We start from the raw sequence: 19,716 nt of genomic DNA, 5'->3' as shown, positions 1-19,716 counted from the left end.
GTGAAAGCCATTATCTTAGCAGCGGGATTGGGAACTCGCTTGCGTCCTATGACTGAAAATACCCCTAAAGCCTTGGTTCAGGTTAATCAAAAACCCTTGATTGAATACCAAATTGAGTTTCTTAAAGAAAAAGGAATTAATGACATCATCATCATCGTTGGTTATCTTAAAGAACAATTCGATTACTTGAAAGAAAAATATGGAGTTCGCCTCGTTTTCAATGATAAATACGCTGACTACAATAACTTTTACTCTCTCTATCTTGTAAAAGAAGAATTGGCCAACAGCTATGTTATTGATGCAGATAACTATCTCTTTAAAAATATGTTCCGCAATGATTTGACTCGCTCGACTTATTTTAGTGTTTATCGTGAAGATTGTACTAATGAATGGTTCTTGGTCTATGGAGATGACTATAAGGTTCAAGACATTATTGTTGATAGCAAGGCAGGTCGTATCCTTAGTGGTGTATCTTTCTGGGATGCTCCAACTGCAGAAAAAATTGTTAGCTTTATTGACAAGGCCTATGCGAGTGGTGAATTTGTTGATCTCTATTGGGACAATATGGTTAAGGACAATATCAAAGAGTTAGATGTCTATGTTGAAGAATTAGAAGGCAATAGCATCTATGAGATCGATAGTGTCCAAGACTATCATAAATTAGAAGATATTCTTAAAAACGAAAATTAAAGATTCCAACATCTGGCTAAAATAGTCGGATGTTTTTTATTTCACTTTAGTTTGATATTTTTAATAACTGTTTGAAATATGGTTGTTAGATATAAAAAAAACAAAAAATGAACAAAAAACAACAGAAAAATATTGACAACGATTTCATATAGTGTTATACTTATAGCATAAAGTTAATGGAAAGAAGGGAAAACCTTATGGGATTAGATCATTTCTTTGACAAAAACCTTGTGTTTTGCTTAGAAGCGGATAATCAAGAACATCTCTTTGATCAGGTTGCAACTTTATTGGAAGAACGAGAAATCGTAACTCCAACTTATCGTGAAGCCTTGATCACGCGTGAAAAGTCATTTCCAACTGGCTTAGATATGGAATTTTTGGGTAAGGATTTGCCGAATGTGGCTATTCCTCATACAGATATTGTTCATAATCTAGCTGAAAAAGTTGTGGTCGTTCGATTAGAAAAACCAGTGACTTTCCACAACATGATTGCACCAGATAAGGAAGTAGAAGTATCCTTACTCTTCTTTATCATTAATAACTCAAGTTCAAGTCAAACAAACATTCTTGCTCAGTTGATGGACTTCTTTACTGGAAATGGTCATCTTGAAGACCTATCAAAAATTTCTGAACCAGAAGCTCTCTATGCTTATATCGCTGAAGCAATCGTTTAATCTTGTCTATTAAAAATATTAAATCGGAGGAAATCCATATGATTAAAATTCTTGCCGCCTGCGGTGCAGGTGTTAACTCAAGCCACCAAATTAAAAGTGCTCTTGAAGAAGAACTTTCTAACCGTGGGTACGATGTTCAATGTGATGCTGTTATGGTAAAAGATGTCAATGAAGACTTGATTAAAGGTTATGATATCTTCACACCAATCGCTGCTACTGATTTAGGTTTTGAACCAGGTATCCCAGTTGTTGAAGCAGGACCAATCTTGTTCCGTATTCCAGCTATGAGCGCTCCAGTTTATGACAATATTGAAGCAGCTATCAAAGAACATGGTCTAAGCTAATTATTAATTTGTAAATATTCCATAAAAATAAAGGGAGGAAAATTATGGATATCATTATCGAACTAGCCAATAAGCTGTTCAAACCTATCTTGGAAATGGGTGGACCGATCATCATGCTGATCATTTTGACATTATTGGCTCTACTTTTTGGAGTGAAATTCTCCAAAGCGCTTGAAGGTGGTATCAAACTTGCCATCGCTCTTACTGGTATCGGTGCTATCATCGGTATGTTAAATGGTGCTTTCTCAGCGTCTCTTGCAAAATTCGTTGAAAACACTGGTATTCAATTGAATATTACCGACGTTGGTTGGGCACCACTTGCTACAATCACTTGGGGTTCAGCTTGGACACTTTACTTCTTGCTTGTGATGTTGATCGTCAACATTGTAATGCTTGCAATGAAGAAAACTGATACACTTGACGTCGATATCTTTGATATCTGGCACTTGTCTATCACAGGTCTTTTGATCAAATGGTACGCTGACAACAATGGAGTTAGCCAAGGAGTTTCACTCTTCATCGCGACTGCAGCAGTTGTTCTTGTTGGGGTTCTTAAAATCATCAACTCTGACTTGATGAAACCAACATTTGATGACCTTCTTAACGCACCAAGTTCATCACCAATGACTTCAACTCACATGAACTACATGATGAACCCAGTTATCATGGTTTTGGATAAGATTTTTGATAAACTCTTCCCAGGTCTTGATAAATACGACTTTGACGCTGCTAAATTGAATAAACGAATCGGTTTCTGGGGATCTAAATTCTTCATCGGTTTCATCCTTGGTATCGTTATCGGTTTGATGGGAACTCCACATCCAGTTCCTGGTGTTGAAGGTGCTGATAAATGGGAACTTGTTATTAAAGGTTGGTTGTCACTTGGTTTGACTGCCGGTGTCTGCTTGGAGCTCTTCTCATTGATCGGTTCATGGTTTATCGCAGCCGTAGAACCACTTTCACAAGGTATTACAAACGTTGCTACTAAACGTCTTCAAGGACGTAAATTCAACATTGGTCTTGACTGGCCATTTATCGCTGGTCGTGCTGAAATCTGGGCTTGTGCCAACGTACTTGCACCAATCATGTTGGTTGAAGCAGTGCTTCTTTCAAACGTCGGAAATGGTATCTTGCCACTTGCTGGTATCATCGCAATGGGTGTAACTCCAGCTCTCTTGGTAGTTACTCGTGGTAAATTGCTCCGTATGATTATTTTCGGAACACTCTTGTTGCCACTCTTCCTTCTTTCAGGTACACTTATCGCACCATTTGCAACAGAACTTGCTAAAGGTGTAGGTGCCTTCCCAGCAGGTGTGAGTGAAACTCAATTGATTACTCACTCAACTCTTGAAGGACCAATCGAAAAACTTCTTGGTTGGACAATTGGTAACACTACAACTGGTGATATCAAAGCAATCCTTGGTGCTGTAGTCTTCCTTGTATTCTATATCGGTATCTTTGCTTGGTACAGAAAACAAATGATCAAACGTAACGAAGAGTACGCAGCAAAAGCAAAATAATGCGCTCCTATAAAATGTAAATTGTAAAAGCTAGGTTGTCAATTTCCTAATTGGGAGTGACAGCCTAGCTTTTTCTTAAGTATAAAATCTCGGAGGTAAATAACAGTGATTGAATTAAAATCAGAACAATTAAGTGTTCAATTTAACAGTTTTGGTGGGACTCTTTCTTCTATAAAAGATGCTGAGGGACTTGAGTATTTGTGGCAAGGAGATGGTACTTATTGGAGTGGACAAGCTCCTGTTCTCTTTCCAATTTGTGGTTCATTGAGAGAGGATACAGCACTTTATATAGATGATAATGGAGAAGAAAGTAAAGGAAACATTCCTCGTCATGGTCTGGTCCGCAAGAAAGAATTTGAATTAGTTGAACAGACAGATAATAGTGTAACTTTTGCAATTGAAGACGATGAGAATAGCTATCAGAACTACCCTTATCATTTCCGACTAGAAATCACTTATAGCCTTACTGGCAAGACAGTACGAACTCAATACAAGATTTTCAACAAAGAAACTAGTAAGGTCATGCCTTACTTTATTGGTGGACATCCAGGCTTTAATTGTCCTCTACTGGATGACGAGGTCTATGAAGATTACTATTTAGAGTTTGAGAAAGAAGAGACTTGCTCTGTTCCACGTCCTTTCCCAGAAACAGGTATGTTGGATTTCCAAGATAGAAGTCCATGGCTAGAAGGTCAAAAAGAAGTAGACCTCAGCTATGATTTGTTTAGCACAGATGCAGTTACTTTAGATGAATTACAATCTAGAACAATTGCCCTTCGTTCTCATAAACATGATAAGGGATTGAAAGTGCACTTTGCAGAGTTTCCAAATCTCATTATTTGGTCAACTTTAAATAAGGGACCTTTCATTGCTTTTGAACCATGGTCTGGCTTGTCAACATCCCTTGAAGAAGGAAATCATCTAGAAGATAAGAAGAATGTTCGTCTCCTAGAACCTGGTCAAGTGGATCAAATTGGTTTTGATATCGAAATCTTTTAGATAAAAAACCACAAAACCAAACATTAACTGTTGACTTTTTCCGGAAATAGGAGTATATTATGTTTGTAAGCAACAAATGATGTTTGTAACAAACAAATAATCACTTGTTATATTCTCTTTCGTGGAGAAAGATTATTTCTAGGAAACTGATTTCCTAAACTTGAATAAGGTGTCATTCATCTCATTCAATCTAATTTGTCCATAAACTGCTAGAAAGCTTTTGTAGGTAAACTGCTAACCATAAAAGTCTTTACTAGCCTAGAAAAATAAAAAGGAGTATACAATATGTCTATTGTTATCGGTGCAGATGCTGCAGGTTTGAGATTGAAAGAAGTTGTGAAAGACTTCTTGGAAAAAGAAAACTTCCACGTTGTGGATGTTACAGCTGAAGGTCAAGACTTTGTTGATGTTACTCTTGCTGTTGCTGCAGAAGTAAATAAAGAAGAGCAAAACCTTGGTATTGTGATTGATGCTTATGGAGCTGGTCCATTTATGGTCGCAACAAAAATCAAAGGAATGGTTGCTGCAGAAGTTTCTGACGAACGTTCAGCTTATATGACTCGTGGCCACAACAACTCACGTATGATCACTATGGGTGCACAACTTGTTGGTGATGAATTGGCTAAAAACATCGCTAAAGGATTTGTTAACGGTAAATACGATGGTGGACGTCACCAAATTCGTGTTGATATGTTGAACAAAATGTGCTAATTAGATTACAGTAAGAAAGGTAAGTTAAAAATGAGAATTGCAATTGGATGTGACCACATCGTAACAGATGAAAAAATGGCGGTTTCAGAATTTTTGAAATCAAAAGGATATGAAGTCATTGACTTTGGTACATATGACCATACACGTACTCACTACCCAATATTTGGTAAAAAAGTAGGGGAAGCTGTAACTAGCGGTCAAGCTGATCTTGGAGTATGTATCTGTGGTACTGGTGTTGGTATCAACAACGCTGTAAACAAAGTTCCAGGTGTCCGTTCTGCCTTGGTTCGTGATATGACAACAGCCCTTTATGCTAAAGAACAATTGAACGCCAACGTTATCGGTTTTGGTGGTAAGATTACTGGAGAATTGCTCATGTGTGATATCATCGAAGCTTTCATCCATGCTGAATACAAACCATCTGAAGAAAACAAGAAATTGATTGCGAAAATTGAACACCTTGAAAGTCACAATGCTCAACAAACAGACGCAAACTTCTTCACTGAATTCCTTGAAAAATGGGATCGCGGAGAATACCACGACTAAGAGGTGACCTATGATTTTAACAGTCACAATGAACCCATCCATTGATATTTCCTATCCCTTGGATGAGTTGAAGATTGATACTGTCAATCGTGTGGTGGATGTAACCAAAACGGCTGGTGGTAAGGGACTCAATGTTACCCGAGTACTTTCAGAATTTGGGGATTCTGTTCTTGCTACTGGTTTAGTGGGTGGCAAACTTGGTGAGTTTTTAGTTGAAAATATTGATGATAATGTTAAGAAAGATTTCTTTTCTATTCAGGGAGAAACTCGGAACTGTATCGCTATTCTCCACGGTGACAACCAAACAGAAGTTCTTGAAAAAGGTCCTGAAGTATTGGAACAGGAAGGTCAAGACTTTTTGGAACATTTCAAGAAACTCTTGGAGTCAGTTGAAGTAGTAGCTATCTCAGGCAGTCTGCCAGCTGGTCTTCCAGTTGATTACTATGCGAGCTTGGTTGAACTTGCTAATCAAGCTGGCAAGCCTGTTGTCTTGGACTGCTCTGGTGCAGCACTTCAGGCGGTTCTTGAATCACCACATAAACCAACAGTCATCAAACCAAATAATGAGGAATTGTCTCAACTTCTAGGAAGAGAAGTTTCTGAGGATTTGGATGAATTAAAAGAAGTTCTTCAAGAACCTTTGTTTGCAGGTATTGAATGGATTATCGTTTCACTTGGTGCCAACGGTGCCTTTGCCAAACATGGTGACACTTTCTACAAGGTAGATATTCCTAGAATTCAGGTGGTAAATCCTGTTGGATCTGGAGATTCTACTGTAGCAGGAATTTCTTCAGGACTTCTTCATAAAGAATCGGATGCAGAATTACTCATCAAGGCAAATGTCCTTGGTATGCTCAATGCTCAAGAAAAAATGACTGGTCATGTCAACATGGCCAACTATCAAGCTCTATATGATCAATTAATAGTAAAAGAGGTATAAAATGGCTTTAACAGAACAAAAACGTGCACGCTTAGAAAAACTTTCTGATGAAAATGGTATCATCTCAGCTCTTGCATTTGACCAACGTGGTGCTTTGAAACGCCTCATGGCTCAACACCAAACAGAAGAACCAACTGTGGCTCAAATGGAAGAACTTAAAGTTTTGGTAGCAGATGAATTGACTAAATACGCTTCATCTATGCTTCTTGATCCTGAATATGGACTTCCAGCAACTAAAGCTCTTGATGAAAAAGCTGGTCTTCTCCTTGCTTATGAAAAAACAGGTTATGACACAACAAGCACAAAACGCTTGCCAGATTGCTTGGATGTTTGGTCTGCAAAACGTATTAAAGAAGAAGGTGCAGATGCAGTTAAATTCTTGCTTTACTATGACGTAGATAGCTCAGACGAACTCAACCAAGAAAAACAAGCTTACATCGAACGTATCGGTTCTGAATGTGTGGCTGAAGATATCCCATTCTTCCTTGAAATCCTTGCTTATGATGAAAAAATTGCTGACGCTGGTTCTGTAGAATACGCTAAAGTAAAACCACACAAAGTTATCGGTGCTATGAAAGTCTTCTCAGACCCACGCTTTAACATTGATGTCTTGAAAGTAGAAGTTCCTGTTAACATTAAATATGTTGAAGGCTTCGCTGAAGGTGAAGTGGTTTATACACGTGAAGAAGCAGCAGCCTTCTTCAAAGCACAAGATGAAGCAACTAACTTGCCATACATCTACTTGAGTGCTGGTGTATCAGCTAAACTCTTCCAAGATACTCTTGTATTTGCTCATGAATCAGGTGCAAACTTTAACGGAGTTCTTTGTGGCCGTGCTACATGGGCTGGATCAGTTGAAGCATACATCAAAGATGGTGAAGCAGCAGCTCGCGAATGGCTTCGCACAACTGGATTTGAAAACATTGATGAGCTCAATAAAGTTCTTCAAACAACAGCAACTTCATGGAAAGAACGAGTGTAAGCAAGTCCTCCTGGGTTAGGAACATGAATCTAAAAAATTTTTAAAAAAGTTGTATGTAAAGGTTTACAAAATAACTTACTTGTGCTATACTTAAATCACAAGTTAATACAAGGTGAGTGTTACTAAGTAATATTAGGCATGATCACAGGTGAATTAGAAATCGGCTGATTTTCTAGTTCATTTGTGGTCATTTTTTGTACTCATATACCTTTAAGATATAAAAGGAGGTTGACATGTATCGAATTCTAAATCCAATGAATCACAATGTCTCGCTTGTCAGAAACGATAAAGGAGAAGAAGTGATTGTGATTGGTAAGGGGATTGCATTTGGAAAGAAGAAAGGGGATTTGATTGCTGAACAGCAGGTTGAGAAAATCTTTCGGATGAAGACCGAAGAGTCCAGAGAAAACTTTATGGCTCTCCTCAAAGATGTTCCGCTTGATTTTATCACAGTGACTTATGAAATCATTGATAAGCTATCAAAGAAATATCATTATCCGATTCAAGAGTATCTCTACGTAACCTTGACAGATCATATTTACTGTTCTTACCAAGCTCTAGCACAAGGAAGGTACAAGGATAGTAATCTGCCAGATATTTCCACTAAGTATCCTGTCGCTTTTCAAATCGCAAATGAAGCATTTGAAATTTACCGTCAGAAGTTAGCGGATCATTTTCCCGAGGACGAAATTATTCGGATTGCTTATCATTTCATTAATGCCGAAGGTGAAAATGAAGTGGAACTTGTGGAGTCGATTGATAAGAGGAAAGAAATTCTTAGGAATGTTGAAGAAGTTTTAACGGACTATGCAATTCAACGAACTAAAGAGAATAACCATTTCTATGATCGCTTTATGATTCATTTGAATTATTTCTTGGATTATTTAGACAGATCTAGAGATGATAACCAATCGCTTCTGGATATGGAAGATCATATCAAACAATCCTATCCAAAAGCGTTCGAGATTGGTTCCAAGATTTATGATGTGATTACGCAACATACGGGTCTTGATTTGTATAAAAGTGAACGAGTTTATCTAGTTCTACATATCCAACGTTTATTGTCATAAAAATTTAATTAAAAATACATAAGGAGAATTCTACCATGAATAGAGAAGAAGTAACATTGTTAGGTTTTGAAATCGTAGCTTATGCTGGCGATGCTCGTTCAAAACTATTGGAAGCTTTAAAGGCTGCTGAAGCTGGTGATTTTGCAAAAGCGGATAGCTTAGTTGAGGAAGCTGGTTCTTGCATTGCTGAAGCTCACCACGCGCAAACAAGTCTATTGGCTAAGGAAGCTTCAGGTGAGGACTTAGCCTATAGTGTAACCATGATGCATGGCCAAGACCATTTGATGACAACTATCTTGTTAAAAGATTTGATGCACCACTTAATCGAACTTTATAAGAGAGGAGTTAAATAATGAACAAACTAATTGCATTTATCGAGAAAGGAAAGCCTTTCTTTGAGAAACTATCTCGTAATATCTATCTTCGTGCTATTCGTGATGGTTTCATTGCAGGTATGCCTGTTATTCTCTTCTCAAGTATTTTTATCTTGATTGCCTTTGTACCAAACTCATGGGGCTTTAAATGGTCTGATGAAGTTGTAGCCTTTCTGATGAAACCTTATAGCTATTCTATGGGTATTCTGGCTCTCTTGGTAGCTGGTACAACAGCTAAGTCATTGACTGACTCAGTAAACCGTAGCATGGAGAAAACCAATCAAATCAACTATATGTCAACACTTTTGGCAGCAATTGTTGGTTTGTTGATGTTGGCAGCTGATCCTATCGAAAATGGTCTAGCTACTGGATTCTTGGGGACAAAAGGTTTGCTTTCAGCCTTCCTTGCTGCCTTTGTTACTGTAGCCATCTATAAGGTTTGTGTTAAGAACAACGTCACTATTCGTATGCCTGATGAAGTTCCGCCAAATATCTCACAAGTCTTTAAAGATGTGATTCCATTCACTCTATCTGTTGTTTCTCTTTATGCTCTTGACTTATTAGCACGTCATTTTGTTGGTGCAAGTGTGGCAGAATCAATCGGTAAATTCTTTGCACCATTATTCTCTGCAGCTGATGGCTATCTTGGTATTACCATTATCTTTGGTGCCTTTGCCTTCTTCTGGTTTGTTGGTATCCATGGTCCATCTATCGTTGAACCAGCTATCGCAGCTATTACTTATGCAAATGCTGAAGTGAACTTGAATCTCCTTCAACAAGGTATGCACGCTGACAAGATTCTTACTTCTGGTACACAAATGTTTATCGTTACCATGGGAGGTACCGGTGCGACACTAGTTGTTCCCTTCATGTTCATGTGGTTGACAAAATCGAAACGTAACCGTGCCATCGGACGTGCTTCAGTAGTCCCAACTTTCTTTGGTGTTAACGAACCAATCTTGTTTGGTGCACCACTTGTTTTGAACCCAATCTTCTTCATTCCATTTATCTTTGCTCCAATCGCGAACGTTTGGATTTTCAAATTCTTTATTGAAACTCTTGGAATGAACTCATTTACTGCTAATCTACCATGGACAACTCCAGCTCCACTAGGTCTAGTTCTTGGTACTAACTTCCAAGTTCTATCATTCATTCTTGCTGCTCTTCTAATCGTGGTTGACGTAGTCATTTACTATCCATTCCTTAAAGTCTATGATGAACAAATTCTTGAAGAAGAACGTTCAGGTAAGTCTAATGATGAATTGAAAGAAAAAGTTGCTGCAAACTTCAACACTGCAAAAGCGGATGCTATTCTTGAAAAAGCGGGTGTCGATGCAGCTCAAAATACCATCACTGACGAAACAAATGTCCTTGTTCTCTGTGCTGGTGGAGGTACAAGTGGACTTCTCGCAAATGCTTTGAATAAGGCAGCTGCAGAATACAATGTCCCTGTGAAAGCAGCAGCAGGTGGCTATGGTGCTCACCGTGAAATGTTACCAGAGTTTGATCTAGTTATCCTTGCCCCTCAAGTTGCTTCAAACTTTGAAGACATGAAAGCAGAAACCGATAAACTCGGTATTAAACTTGCCAAGACAGAAGGCGCTCAATACATCAAATTAACTCGTGATGGAAAAGGCGCTCTTGCATTCGTACAAGCTCAATTCGATTAACGATAGGGACTCTGAAATAGTCTCCTATCGTTACGGAAATCGCTATGGCGAATTTCCTAATCGCCTTATTAATTCGTCAGTAAAAAGATATCGTTTTTACCTCCTCATGTCACAATTCGGTGACTTGGTACAAGAAGTGAGATGGAGAAGGATGGCTCACTGACTCCTCTCCTCTCACTTTTACTTTATTTAAATCAAGAAATAGGTGAAAAAATGACAAAAACACTTCCAAAAGACTTTATTTTCGGTGGCGCAACAGCTGCCTATCAAGCAGAAGGCGCTACGCATACCGATGGAAAAGGACCAGTAGCGTGGGATAAATATCTTGAAGATAACTACTGGTACACTGCAGAACCAGCCAGTGATTTTTACAATCGATATCCAGTTGACCTCAAGTTGGCAGAAGAGTATGGTGTTAATGGTATTCGAATTTCCATTGCTTGGTCACGTATTTTCCCAACCGGTTACGGTCAAGTAAATCAGAAAGGTGTCGAGTTTTATCATAATTTATTTGCAGAGTGCCACAAACGTCATGTTGAGCCCTTTGTAACTCTTCATCACTTTGATACGCCAGAAGCTCTCCACTCAAATGGAGACTTCTTAAACCGTGAAAACATTGAACACTTTGTAGACTACGCGGCTTTCTGTTTTGAAGAATTTCCAGAAGTAAACTATTGGACAACATTCAATGAAATTGGACCAATCGGTGATGGTCAATACTTGGTTGGTAAATTCCCTCCAGGTATTCAGTACGATCTTGCCAAAGTCTTCCAATCGCACCACAATATGATGGTGTCTCATGCACGTGCGGTAAAATTGTACAAAGAGAAAGGCTATAAAGGTGAAATTGGGGTTGTTCATGCTCTGCCTACTAAGTATCCTCTAGATCCTGAAAATCCTGCAGATGTTATTGCGGCAGAGTTGGAGGACATTATCCATAATAAATTTATCTTGGATGCAACTTATCTGGGTCACTACTCTGAAAAGACTCTGGCAGGGGTAGAGGCTATCTTGGCTGCCAATGGTGGTAGCTTGGATCTTCGTGAAGAAGATTTTACAGCATTAGAAGCTGCAAAAGACTTGAATGATTTTCTAGGCATCAACTACTATATGAGTGACTGGATGGAAGCATTTGATGGAGAAACTGAAATTATCCATAATGGTAAGGGTGAGAAAGGAAGCTCTAAATACCAAATCAAAGGTGTTGGTCGTCGTGTAGCTCCTGATTATGTACCACGTACAGACTGGGATTGGATTATCTACCCTCAAGGTTTGTATGACCAAATCATGCGTGTGAAGAAAGATTATCCTAACTACAAGAAGATTTACATCACTGAAAATGGTCTAGGGTATAAAGATGAGTTCGTTGATAACACTGTTTATGATGATGGCCGTATTGATTATGTCAAACAACACTTAGAGGTCTTATCTGATGCGATTGCTGATGGTGTAAATGTCAAAGGATACTTCATCTGGTCATTGATGGACGTCTTCTCATGGTCAAACGGTTATGAAAAACGTTACGGTCTCTTCTATGTAGACTTTGAAACTCAAGAACGTTATCCTAAGAAATCAGCTCACTGGTACAAGAAAGTAGCGGAAACTCAGATTATTGATTAAATTGTTGATAAAAATCCCCACCAATCGGTGGGGATCGTTTTATGGTTTAGAAAGAATAATTTTTGTTTGTTTTGAAAGTTGTTCGAAGGTTTCTTTGCTCAGTTTAGAATCTGAAACGATGGTATCAATATCTGAGATATTGTAGAAGGTGTAAAAATCAAACTTATTGAACTTACTATTGTCAGCTAGTAAGTATTTTTTATTGGAATTATTGAGGGCGATGCGTTGGGATTCACCTTCTTCTTCACTAAAGGTCGCAATCGCATTGTCCTTGATACCATTACAGCTCACGAAAGCTTTAGAAAATTGTAGATTGGCCAAATTCTGTAAGGTTAGTGTTCCCACAAATGCTCCAGTGATAGAGCGATAGTTTCCACCGATTAAAATCAAATCTGTTAGTTTTCGTTCGTTTAGGATGAGAAAGACTGGTAAACTGTTTGTTACAACACGAATATTATCGATTGGAAGTTCACGGGCAAAAGATTCCAAGGTTGTACCTGGGCCGATAAAAATAGTTTCCCCTTCATCGATTAAATGGCCTGCAAAACGGCTAATTTCTTGTTTTTCTGCGATTTGTAAGCTTTGTTTTTCAATATTGGAACGTTCATTGTTTAAAATGGAACCTGTGCGAATTTTTTCAGCACCACCGTGCACACGAACAAGTAAATCCTTGTCAGCCAACTCTTGTAAATAGCGTCTAGCAGTCATATCTGACACATCCAGGCGAGTCATGATTTCTTTTACAGTAATAGTTCCCTTTGTATTTACCGTTTCTAGAATATTATCTAGTTTTTCCTGCTTTAGCATCGTTATCACCTCTATTTCTATTACTATTTTATCATAAAGTATTCAATCAATCAATTTAAAAAACAAAAGAAAACAAAAACAAAAATATCATGGTTGTTTTAAACAAACCATGATATTTGTTATCAATTCTGAAATTGTTGACTTAGTCTAAACCGTAGTTGTAGTCATCGTCTTGCATGGCTTCAACTTCACCAAGAAGGTAACCATTTCCGACTTGAGAGAAGAAGTCGTGGTTAGAAGTTCCTGTTGAAATACCGTTCATGACAATTGGGTTGACATCATCAGCTGAATCTGGGAAGAGTGGATCTTGTCCCAGGTTCATGAGAGCCTTGTTAGCATTGTAGCGAAGGAAGGTTTTAACTTCTTCCGTCCAACCAACACCGTCATAGAGGCTTTCTGTATAGCCTTCTTCATTTTCATAAAGAGTGTAGAGCAGATCGTACATCCATTCTTTGAGTTTTTCTTGCTCTTCTTCAGGTAATTCATTAAAACCAAGTTGGAATTTGTAACCAATGTAGGTTCCGTGAACAGACTCATCACGAATAATCAATTTAATGATTTCCGCAACGTTGGCTAGCTTGTTGTTACCGAGATAGTAGAGGGGAGTGAAGAAACCTGAATAGAAGAGGAAGGTTTCGAGGAAGACACTGGCAACTTTCTTTTCAAGTGGGCTACCGTTTAGGTAGATTTCGTTGACAATCTCAGCCTTCTTTTGTAGGTAAGGATTGGTATTGGTCCATTCGAAAATTTCTTCAATCTCAGCCTTAGTATTCAAGGTAGAGAAGATTGATGAGTAAGATTTAGCGTGAACAGACTCCATAAATTGGATGTTATTGAAAACAGCTTCTTCATGTGGTGTACGGATGTCTGCGCGAAGGGCTTGAACCCCAGTTTCAGATTGCATAGTATCGAGAAGGGTTAAACCACCAAAGACTTTTCCAACTAAGTCTTTTTCTACATTTGATAGCTTTCTCCAGTCATCCAAGTCATTTGACAAGGGAATACGTGTATCGAGCCAGAATTGCTCCGTCAGTTTTTCCCAAGTTGATTTGTCGATGACATCTTCGATGGCATTCCAGTTAATGGCTTTGTAGTAAGTTTCCATTTGAAATCTCTTTCTGTGTTTAATATTGCGAACTCACAATTATTTCTATTTTATCATAATTCTAGAGGAGTATCGCACAAAAAGTCGGAAGCCCGACTTTTTGTTATTTCATAGTATAGATGCTTATTCTAGTTTAGTTTAGCAGGGTGAATGAATCACTTATCTGAGAAAATGTAGTTCCCTCAAGCAAAGATTAAATCACACAGCTTTCACATTGGTTAGCACCGACTTCTCCACCATCATCTGTAAAGGTACGGACGTAGTAGATAGACTTGATACCCTTGTTAAAGGCATAGTTACGAAGGATTGACAAGTCACGTGTCGTTTGTTTGTTTTCTTTCTTCCATTCGTAAAGTCCTTTTGGAATGTCACTACGCATGAAGAGGGTGAGTGAAAGTCCTTGGTCCACGTGCTCAGTTGCAGCTGCATAGACATCAATCACCTTACGCATATCCATGTCGTAAGCAGAAGTGTAGTAAGGAATGGTTTCTGTTGACAAGCCAGCAGCAGGATAGTAGATTTTACCGATTTTCTTTTCTTGACGCTCTTCGATACGTTGCGTAATCGGGTGGATAGAAGCAGAAACGTCATTGATGTAACTGATCGAACCATTTGGAGCAACAGCTAGACGGTTTTGGTGGTAAAGTCCATCTGCTTGAACCTTGTCTCGAAGTTCAGCCCAGTCAGCAGCGCTTGGGATAAAGACATCTTTGAAAAGTTCTTTAACACGGTCTGATTTTGGAACAAATTCGCCTGTAATATACTTGTCAAAGTAGCTTCCGTTAGCATAGTCTGATTTTTCAAAGTTGTGGAAGGTAATGCTACGTTCACGCGCAATATTGTTTGACTCAACTAAAGTCCAGTAGTTCATAAGCATAAAGTAGATGCTTGTAAACTCAACAGACTCAGGCGATCCATATTCAATCAATTGTTGGGCAAGGTAGCTGTGAAGTCCCATGGCACCAAGTCCAAAGGTGTGAGCTTGGCTATTTCCATGGTCGATAGTAGGAACAGCTACGATGTGTGAACTATCTGTAACGAAAGTAAGGGCACGAACCATAGCACGGATAGAACGACCAAAGTCAGGTGAAGTCATCATGTTAACCACGTTGGTTGAACCAAGGTTACATGAAACATCCGTTCCCATTTGAAGGAATTCTTGGGCATCGTTGATCAAGCTTGGTTCTTGGACTTGAAGAATCTCAGAACACAGGTTACTCATGATAATCTTTCCATCAACAGGATTTGCACGGTTAGCCGTATCAATGTTGACGACATAAGGGTAGCCAGACTCTTGTTGCAATTTAGAGATTTCAGTTTCCAAATCACGCGCCTTGATTTTTGTCTTGCGGATATTTGGATTTGCGACCAATTCATCGTATTTTTCAGTGATGTCAATGTAGTTGAATGGCACACCATACTCAAGCTCTACAGAATAAGGGCTGAAGAGGTACATTTCTTCATTTTTACGTGCTAATTCGTAGAATTTATCTGGTACTACAACACCAAGTGAAAGGGTCTTAACACGAACTTTTTCATCGGCGTTTTCTTTCTTAGTTGAAAGGAAGGCGATGATATCTGGGTGGAAGACGTTGAGGTAGACAACACCAGCGCCTTGGCGTTGACCCAATTGGTTGGAGTAAGAGAAACTATCTTCGAAGAGCTTCATGACTGGTACGACACCAGAAGCTGCTCCTTCGTAGCCTTTGATAGGTGCACCAGCTTCACGAAGGTTGCTGAGGGTAATTCCCACACCACCACCGATACGTGACAGTTGAAGGGCAGAGTTGATAGAACGGCCTATAGAGTTCATATCATCCGTAACTTGAATCAAGAAACAGGATACCAATTCTCCACGACGAGCACGTCCAGCATTCAAGAAGGAAGGAGTAGCAGGTTGGTAGCGTTGGTGGATGATTTCATTGGCAATATCGATTGCAACAGCTTCATCACCATCAGCGAAATAAAGGGCGTTAAAGAAGACGCGGTCTTCCATACTTTCAAGATAGTATTCTCCGTCGTTAGTCTTTAAGGCATATTGATTGTAAAACTTATAAGCTGCCATGAAAGACTTAAATTGGAAGTTTTGGTCTTTGATAAATTGAGCCAATTCTTCCAAAAACTCTGGACGGTATTTCTTGATAAAGGCTGTTTCGATGTAGTTGTGTTCAATGAGGTAGTTGATTTTATCTTTGATTGAATCAAAAACCATAGTGTTTGGAACTACATTTTCTTTAAAGAAGGCATCCAAGGCTTCCTTATCTTTATGAAGCATGATTTGTCCATTGACAGGACGGTTGATTTCGTTATTGAGACGGAAGTAAGTCACGTCTTCAAGATGTTTTAATCCCATAAAATTTCCCTTATCTAATTACAAAAGAAAGGCTTCTAAGTTAGCCCTAGAAGCAGTTTCTTCTGGATGATGTACTAAGATTATGCTAATTGTTTCAGTTTTCCTGGTTGGAAACCTGAAAAGACTTCAGTTGGTGTTTGGATCACAGGAGCTGCGCTGAAACCGAGCTCTTTAACTTGATCGATGTACTCAGGTTGCTCATCAAGATTGATTTCACGATAAGCGACATTATTACTGTCCAAGAAACGTTTAGTCATCTTACATTGGACACAGTTGTTTTTAGAATAAACGGTTACCATTGTGTAACTCCTCTTTCAAAATAGATTACTTTCTTAGTATATCAGAAAATAAATTTTTGTCAATGATTTGAAACTAAATATAGTGGTCTATTTTTCTACTAAAGGTTGCAAAACACAATATGTAGTGTTTGTTTTATGAAATAGTGATAATTATCCTAGAAGTAGTTTTTTGGAAAACTATATCCTGTGTTTTGTTATCTAGAATAGAAGATTTTCAGCAAGTTATCTGAAAGGAAATCGAATAAATCCCATAAAATGCTTGAAAAAAATCCTAGAAGATGGTATAATACCAAATTGTAAGGGTTATCACATATAACTCAAAAAAGAAAGAACAAAAGGAGAGTCAAACTATGGCTTCTAAAGATTTCCACGTAGTGGCAGAAACAGGTATTCACGCACGTCCAGCAACATTGTTGGTACAAACTGCAAGCAAATTTGCTTCAGATATCACTCTTGAGTACAAAGGTAAATCAGTTAACCTTAAATCAATCATGGGTGTTATGAGTCTTGGTGTTGGCCAAGGTGCTGATGTAACTATCTCAGCTGAAGGTGCAGATGCAGATGACGCTATCGCTGCAATCTCAGAAACAATGGAAAAAGAAGGATTGGCATAAGGAAAATGACAGAAATGCTTAAAGGAATCGCAGCATCTGACGGTGTTGCAGTTGCAAAAGCATATCTACTCGTTCAACCGGATTTGTCATTCGAGACTGTTTCAGTCGAAGATACAAACGCAGAAGAGGCTCGTTTGGATGTAGCTCTTGAAGCTTCTCAAAACGAGCTTTCTCTTATCCGTGAGAAAGCTGTAGGTACGCTTGGTGAAGAAGCGGCTCAAGTTTTTGACGCTCATTTGATGGTTCTTGCTGACCCAGAATTGATTGGTCAGATTAAAGAAACAATCCGTGCTAAGAAAGTCAATGCAGAAGCAGGTCTTAAAGAAGTGACTGACATGTTCATCACTATCTTTGAAGGCATGGAAGATAACCCATATATGCAAGAACGTGCAGCGGATATCCGCGACGTGACAAAACGTGTATTGGCAAATCTTCTTGGTAAGAAATTGCCAAACCCAGCTTCTATCAATGAAGAAGTAATCGTGATTGCGCATGACTTGACACCATCTGATACAGCTCAATTGGACAAAAACTTTGTAAAAGCTTTTGTAACAAATATCGGTGGACGTACAAGCCACTCAGCTATCATGGCACGTACACTTGAAATTGCAGCTGTATTGGGAACAAATAACATCACTGAAGTGGTGAAAGACGGTGATATCCTTGCCGTTAACGGAATTACTGGTGAAGTGATTATCAACCCAACAGATGAACAAGCGGCAGAATTTAAAGCAGCTGGTGAAGCTTATGCTAAACAAAAAGCTGAATGGGCACTTTTGAAAGATGCTCAAACAGTGACTGCTGACGGTAAACACTTCGAGTTGGCTGCTAACATCGGTACTCCAAAAGACGTGGAAGGTGTTAACAACAACGGTGCAGAAGCGGTTGGACTTTACCGTACAGAGTTCTTGTACATGGATTCTCAAGATTTCCCAACTGAAGATGAGCAGTATGAAGCATACAAAGCTGTTCTTGAGGGAATGAATGGTAAACCAGTGGTTGTTCGTACAATGGATATCGGTGGAGATAAGGAACTTCCTTACTTCGATATGCCACATGAAATGAACCCATTCCTTGGATTCCGTGCCCTTCGTATCTCTATTTCTGAAACTGGAGATGCAATGTTCCGTACACAAATCCGTGCCCTTCTTCGTGCTTCTGTTCATGGTCAATTGCGTATCATGTTCCCAATGGTTGCCCTTTTGAAAGAATTCCGTGCAGCCAAAGCAGTTTATGAAGAAGAAAAAGCAAACCTTCTTTCTGAAGGAGTTGCAGTTGCGGATGACATCCAAGTTGGTATCATGATTGAAATCCCTGCAGCAGCAATGCTTGCAGACCAATTTGCAAAAGAAGTAGACTTCATGTCAATTGGAACAAACGACTTGATCCAATACTCAATGGCAGCAGACCGTATGAACGAGCAAGTTTCATACCTTTACCAACCATATAACCCATCAATCCTTCGCTTGATCAACAACGTTATCAAGGCAGCTCACGCTGAAGGTAAATGGGCTGGTATGTGTGGTGAGATGGCTGGTGACCAAAAAGCTGTTCCACTTCTTGTCGGAATGGGCTTGGATGAGTTCTCTATGTCAGCAACATCAGTCCTTCGTACACGTAGCTTGATGAAGAAATTGGACACTGCTAAGATGGAAGAGTACGCTAACCGTGCCCTTACAGAGTGTTCAACAATGGAAGAAGTCCTTGAACTTCAAAAAGAATACGTTAACTTCGATTAATGTCATTAACCTTGTAACCTAGTTGCAAGGTTTTTTTGATAGTTTAAAATCAGAAATTTATTAACTAGTTCATAAAATGCTTGACAATAAAAAAAATAGGAGTAGAATATTAACTAATTAAATAACCAGTTAAGGAGTTTTTATGAAGAAACAAAATTTGTTTTTAGTGTTGTTAAGTGTCTTTCTTTTGTGTTTAGCTGCTTGTGGGCAGAAGGAAAGCCAGTCAGGTAAAGGGATGAAAATCGTGACCAGTTTTTATCCTATCTATGCTATGGTCAAGGAAGTATCTGGTGACTTGAATGATGTTCGGATGATTCAGTCAAGTAGCGGAATTCATTCTTTTGAACCTTCAGCAAATGATATCGCAGCCATCTATGATGCAGATGTATTTGTCTACCATTCACATACACTTGAATCTTGGGCAGGAAGTCTGGATCCAAATCTAAAAAAATCCAAAGTTAAGGTTTTAGAGGCTTCTGAAGGAATGACCTTAGACCGAGTCCCAGGGCTAGAAGATGTGGAAGCAGGTGAGGGAGTTGATGAAAAAACGCTCTATGATCCTCACACTTGGCTAGATCCTGAAAAAGCTGGCGAAGAAGCTCAGATTATCGCTGATAAACTTTCAGAGGTGGATAGTGAGCATAAAGAAACTTATCAGA

General features: G+C 38.9%; 19 protein-coding genes and 1 pseudogene. 16 read left to right on the top strand and 4 right to left on the bottom strand.

Annotated elements, in window-relative coordinates:
- The 13 genes from QM409_RS07220 (at nucleotide 1) to lacG (ending at nucleotide 12,140) form a co-directional block, all read left to right on the top strand.
- Nucleotides 1-690 carry a sugar phosphate nucleotidyltransferase gene (locus QM409_RS07220; protein WP_414305106.1) on the top strand — a complete coding sequence of 230 codons (690 nt, stop codon included), beginning with the start codon at nucleotides 1-3 and terminating at the stop codon, nucleotides 688-690.
- Between the two features lie 197 nt (nucleotides 691-887).
- The gene (locus QM409_RS07215; protein WP_414305105.1) at nucleotides 888-1,364 is read left to right on the top strand and encodes a PTS sugar transporter subunit IIA; all 477 of its coding nucleotides are present in this window, start codon (nucleotides 888-890) and stop codon (nucleotides 1,362-1,364) included.
- A gap of 38 nt (nucleotides 1,365-1,402) precedes the next feature.
- Entirely contained in the window at nucleotides 1,403-1,708 is a 306-nt protein-coding gene (locus QM409_RS07210; protein WP_000590576.1) for a PTS sugar transporter subunit IIB, read from the top strand.
- A 44-nt stretch (nucleotides 1,709-1,752) separates the two neighbouring features.
- Nucleotides 1,753-3,228, top strand: coding sequence for a PTS transporter subunit IIC (locus QM409_RS07205; RefSeq protein ID WP_414305104.1), 1,476 nt, complete (start codon nucleotides 1,753-1,755; stop codon nucleotides 3,226-3,228).
- 105 nt (nucleotides 3,229-3,333) lie between these two features.
- Entirely contained in the window at nucleotides 3,334-4,227 is an 894-nt protein-coding gene (locus tag QM409_RS07200; protein WP_414305103.1) for an aldose 1-epimerase family protein, read from the top strand.
- A 285-nt stretch (nucleotides 4,228-4,512) separates the two neighbouring features.
- The gene (gene lacA, locus QM409_RS07195) at nucleotides 4,513-4,938 is read left to right on the top strand and encodes a galactose-6-phosphate isomerase subunit LacA (protein ID WP_000029277.1); all 426 of its coding nucleotides are present in this window, start codon (nucleotides 4,513-4,515) and stop codon (nucleotides 4,936-4,938) included.
- Between the two features lie 30 nt (nucleotides 4,939-4,968).
- A complete protein-coding gene (gene lacB, locus QM409_RS07190) occupies nucleotides 4,969-5,484 on the top strand; it encodes a galactose-6-phosphate isomerase subunit LacB (protein ID WP_001216910.1) in 516 nt (171 codons plus the stop codon).
- 10 nt (nucleotides 5,485-5,494) lie between these two features.
- Nucleotides 5,495-6,424 carry a tagatose-6-phosphate kinase gene (locus tag QM409_RS07185; protein WP_061590458.1) on the top strand — a complete coding sequence of 310 codons (930 nt, stop codon included), beginning with the start codon at nucleotides 5,495-5,497 and terminating at the stop codon, nucleotides 6,422-6,424.
- Nucleotide 6,425: 1 nt separating this feature from the next.
- Complete coding sequence (gene lacD, locus QM409_RS07180; RefSeq protein WP_001229114.1) at nucleotides 6,426-7,406, top strand: tagatose-bisphosphate aldolase; 981 nt, start codon at nucleotides 6,426-6,428, stop codon at nucleotides 7,404-7,406.
- A 233-nt stretch (nucleotides 7,407-7,639) separates the two neighbouring features.
- Complete coding sequence (locus QM409_RS07175) at nucleotides 7,640-8,476, top strand: PRD domain-containing protein (protein WP_045611529.1); 837 nt, start codon at nucleotides 7,640-7,642, stop codon at nucleotides 8,474-8,476.
- Nucleotides 8,477-8,511: 35 nt separating this feature from the next.
- Nucleotides 8,512-8,829, top strand: coding sequence for a PTS lactose/cellobiose transporter subunit IIA (locus QM409_RS07170; protein ID WP_001078320.1), 318 nt, complete (start codon nucleotides 8,512-8,514; stop codon nucleotides 8,827-8,829).
- Nucleotides 8,829-10,520 carry a lactose-specific PTS transporter subunit EIIC gene (locus tag QM409_RS07165; RefSeq protein WP_414305102.1) on the top strand — a complete coding sequence of 564 codons (1,692 nt, stop codon included), beginning with the start codon at nucleotides 8,829-8,831 and terminating at the stop codon, nucleotides 10,518-10,520. The genes QM409_RS07170 and QM409_RS07165 overlap by 1 nt, the downstream gene beginning before the upstream one ends.
- A gap of 213 nt (nucleotides 10,521-10,733) precedes the next feature.
- Nucleotides 10,734-12,140, top strand: coding sequence for a 6-phospho-beta-galactosidase (lacG, locus tag QM409_RS07160; RefSeq protein ID WP_414305101.1), 1,407 nt, complete (start codon nucleotides 10,734-10,736; stop codon nucleotides 12,138-12,140).
- A 39-nt stretch (nucleotides 12,141-12,179) separates the two neighbouring features.
- On the opposite strand, the gene QM409_RS07155 is transcribed toward lacG, so the two are convergent.
- From QM409_RS07155 to nrdH, 4 genes are all read right to left on the bottom strand, one after another.
- On the bottom strand, nucleotides 12,180-12,947 hold the full coding sequence (locus QM409_RS07155) for a DeoR/GlpR family DNA-binding transcription regulator (protein ID WP_000917573.1): 768 nt from the start codon (nucleotides 12,945-12,947) through the stop codon (nucleotides 12,180-12,182).
- A 142-nt stretch (nucleotides 12,948-13,089) separates the two neighbouring features.
- The gene (gene nrdF / locus QM409_RS07150; RefSeq protein WP_000451386.1) at nucleotides 13,090-14,052 is read right to left on the bottom strand and encodes a class 1b ribonucleoside-diphosphate reductase subunit beta; all 963 of its coding nucleotides are present in this window, start codon (nucleotides 14,050-14,052) and stop codon (nucleotides 13,090-13,092) included.
- Nucleotides 14,053-14,245: 193 nt separating this feature from the next.
- Nucleotides 14,246-16,405 carry a class 1b ribonucleoside-diphosphate reductase subunit alpha gene (gene nrdE / locus QM409_RS07145; protein WP_414305100.1) on the bottom strand — a complete coding sequence of 720 codons (2,160 nt, stop codon included), beginning with the start codon at nucleotides 16,403-16,405 and terminating at the stop codon, nucleotides 14,246-14,248.
- 80 nt (nucleotides 16,406-16,485) lie between these two features.
- Nucleotides 16,486-16,704, bottom strand: a complete 219-nt coding sequence (nrdH, locus tag QM409_RS07140; RefSeq protein ID WP_000259240.1) for a glutaredoxin-like protein NrdH — start codon at nucleotides 16,702-16,704, stop codon at nucleotides 16,486-16,488.
- A gap of 350 nt (nucleotides 16,705-17,054) precedes the next feature.
- Here nrdH and QM409_RS07135 point away from each other — a divergent pair, with 350 nt between their 5' ends.
- From QM409_RS07135 to adcAII, 3 genes and pseudogenes are all read left to right on the top strand, one after another.
- Entirely contained in the window at nucleotides 17,055-17,318 is a 264-nt protein-coding gene (locus QM409_RS07135) for a phosphocarrier protein HPr (RefSeq protein ID WP_000146947.1), read from the top strand.
- 5 nt (nucleotides 17,319-17,323) lie between these two features.
- Nucleotides 17,324-19,057 carry a phosphoenolpyruvate--protein phosphotransferase gene (gene ptsP / locus QM409_RS07130; protein WP_042751092.1) on the top strand — a complete coding sequence of 578 codons (1,734 nt, stop codon included), beginning with the start codon at nucleotides 17,324-17,326 and terminating at the stop codon, nucleotides 19,055-19,057.
- A gap of 142 nt (nucleotides 19,058-19,199) precedes the next feature.
- Nucleotides 19,200-19,716, top strand: a pseudogene (gene adcAII, locus QM409_RS07125) (zinc-binding lipoprotein AdcAII); the annotation flags it as partial.

Origin of the sequence: Streptococcus mitis (genome assembly GCF_047465045.1) — a bacterium.
Taxonomy (GTDB): domain Bacteria; phylum Bacillota; class Bacilli; order Lactobacillales; family Streptococcaceae; genus Streptococcus; species Streptococcus mitis_DT.
This window is presented reverse-complemented; position numbering and strand designations above follow the sequence as displayed.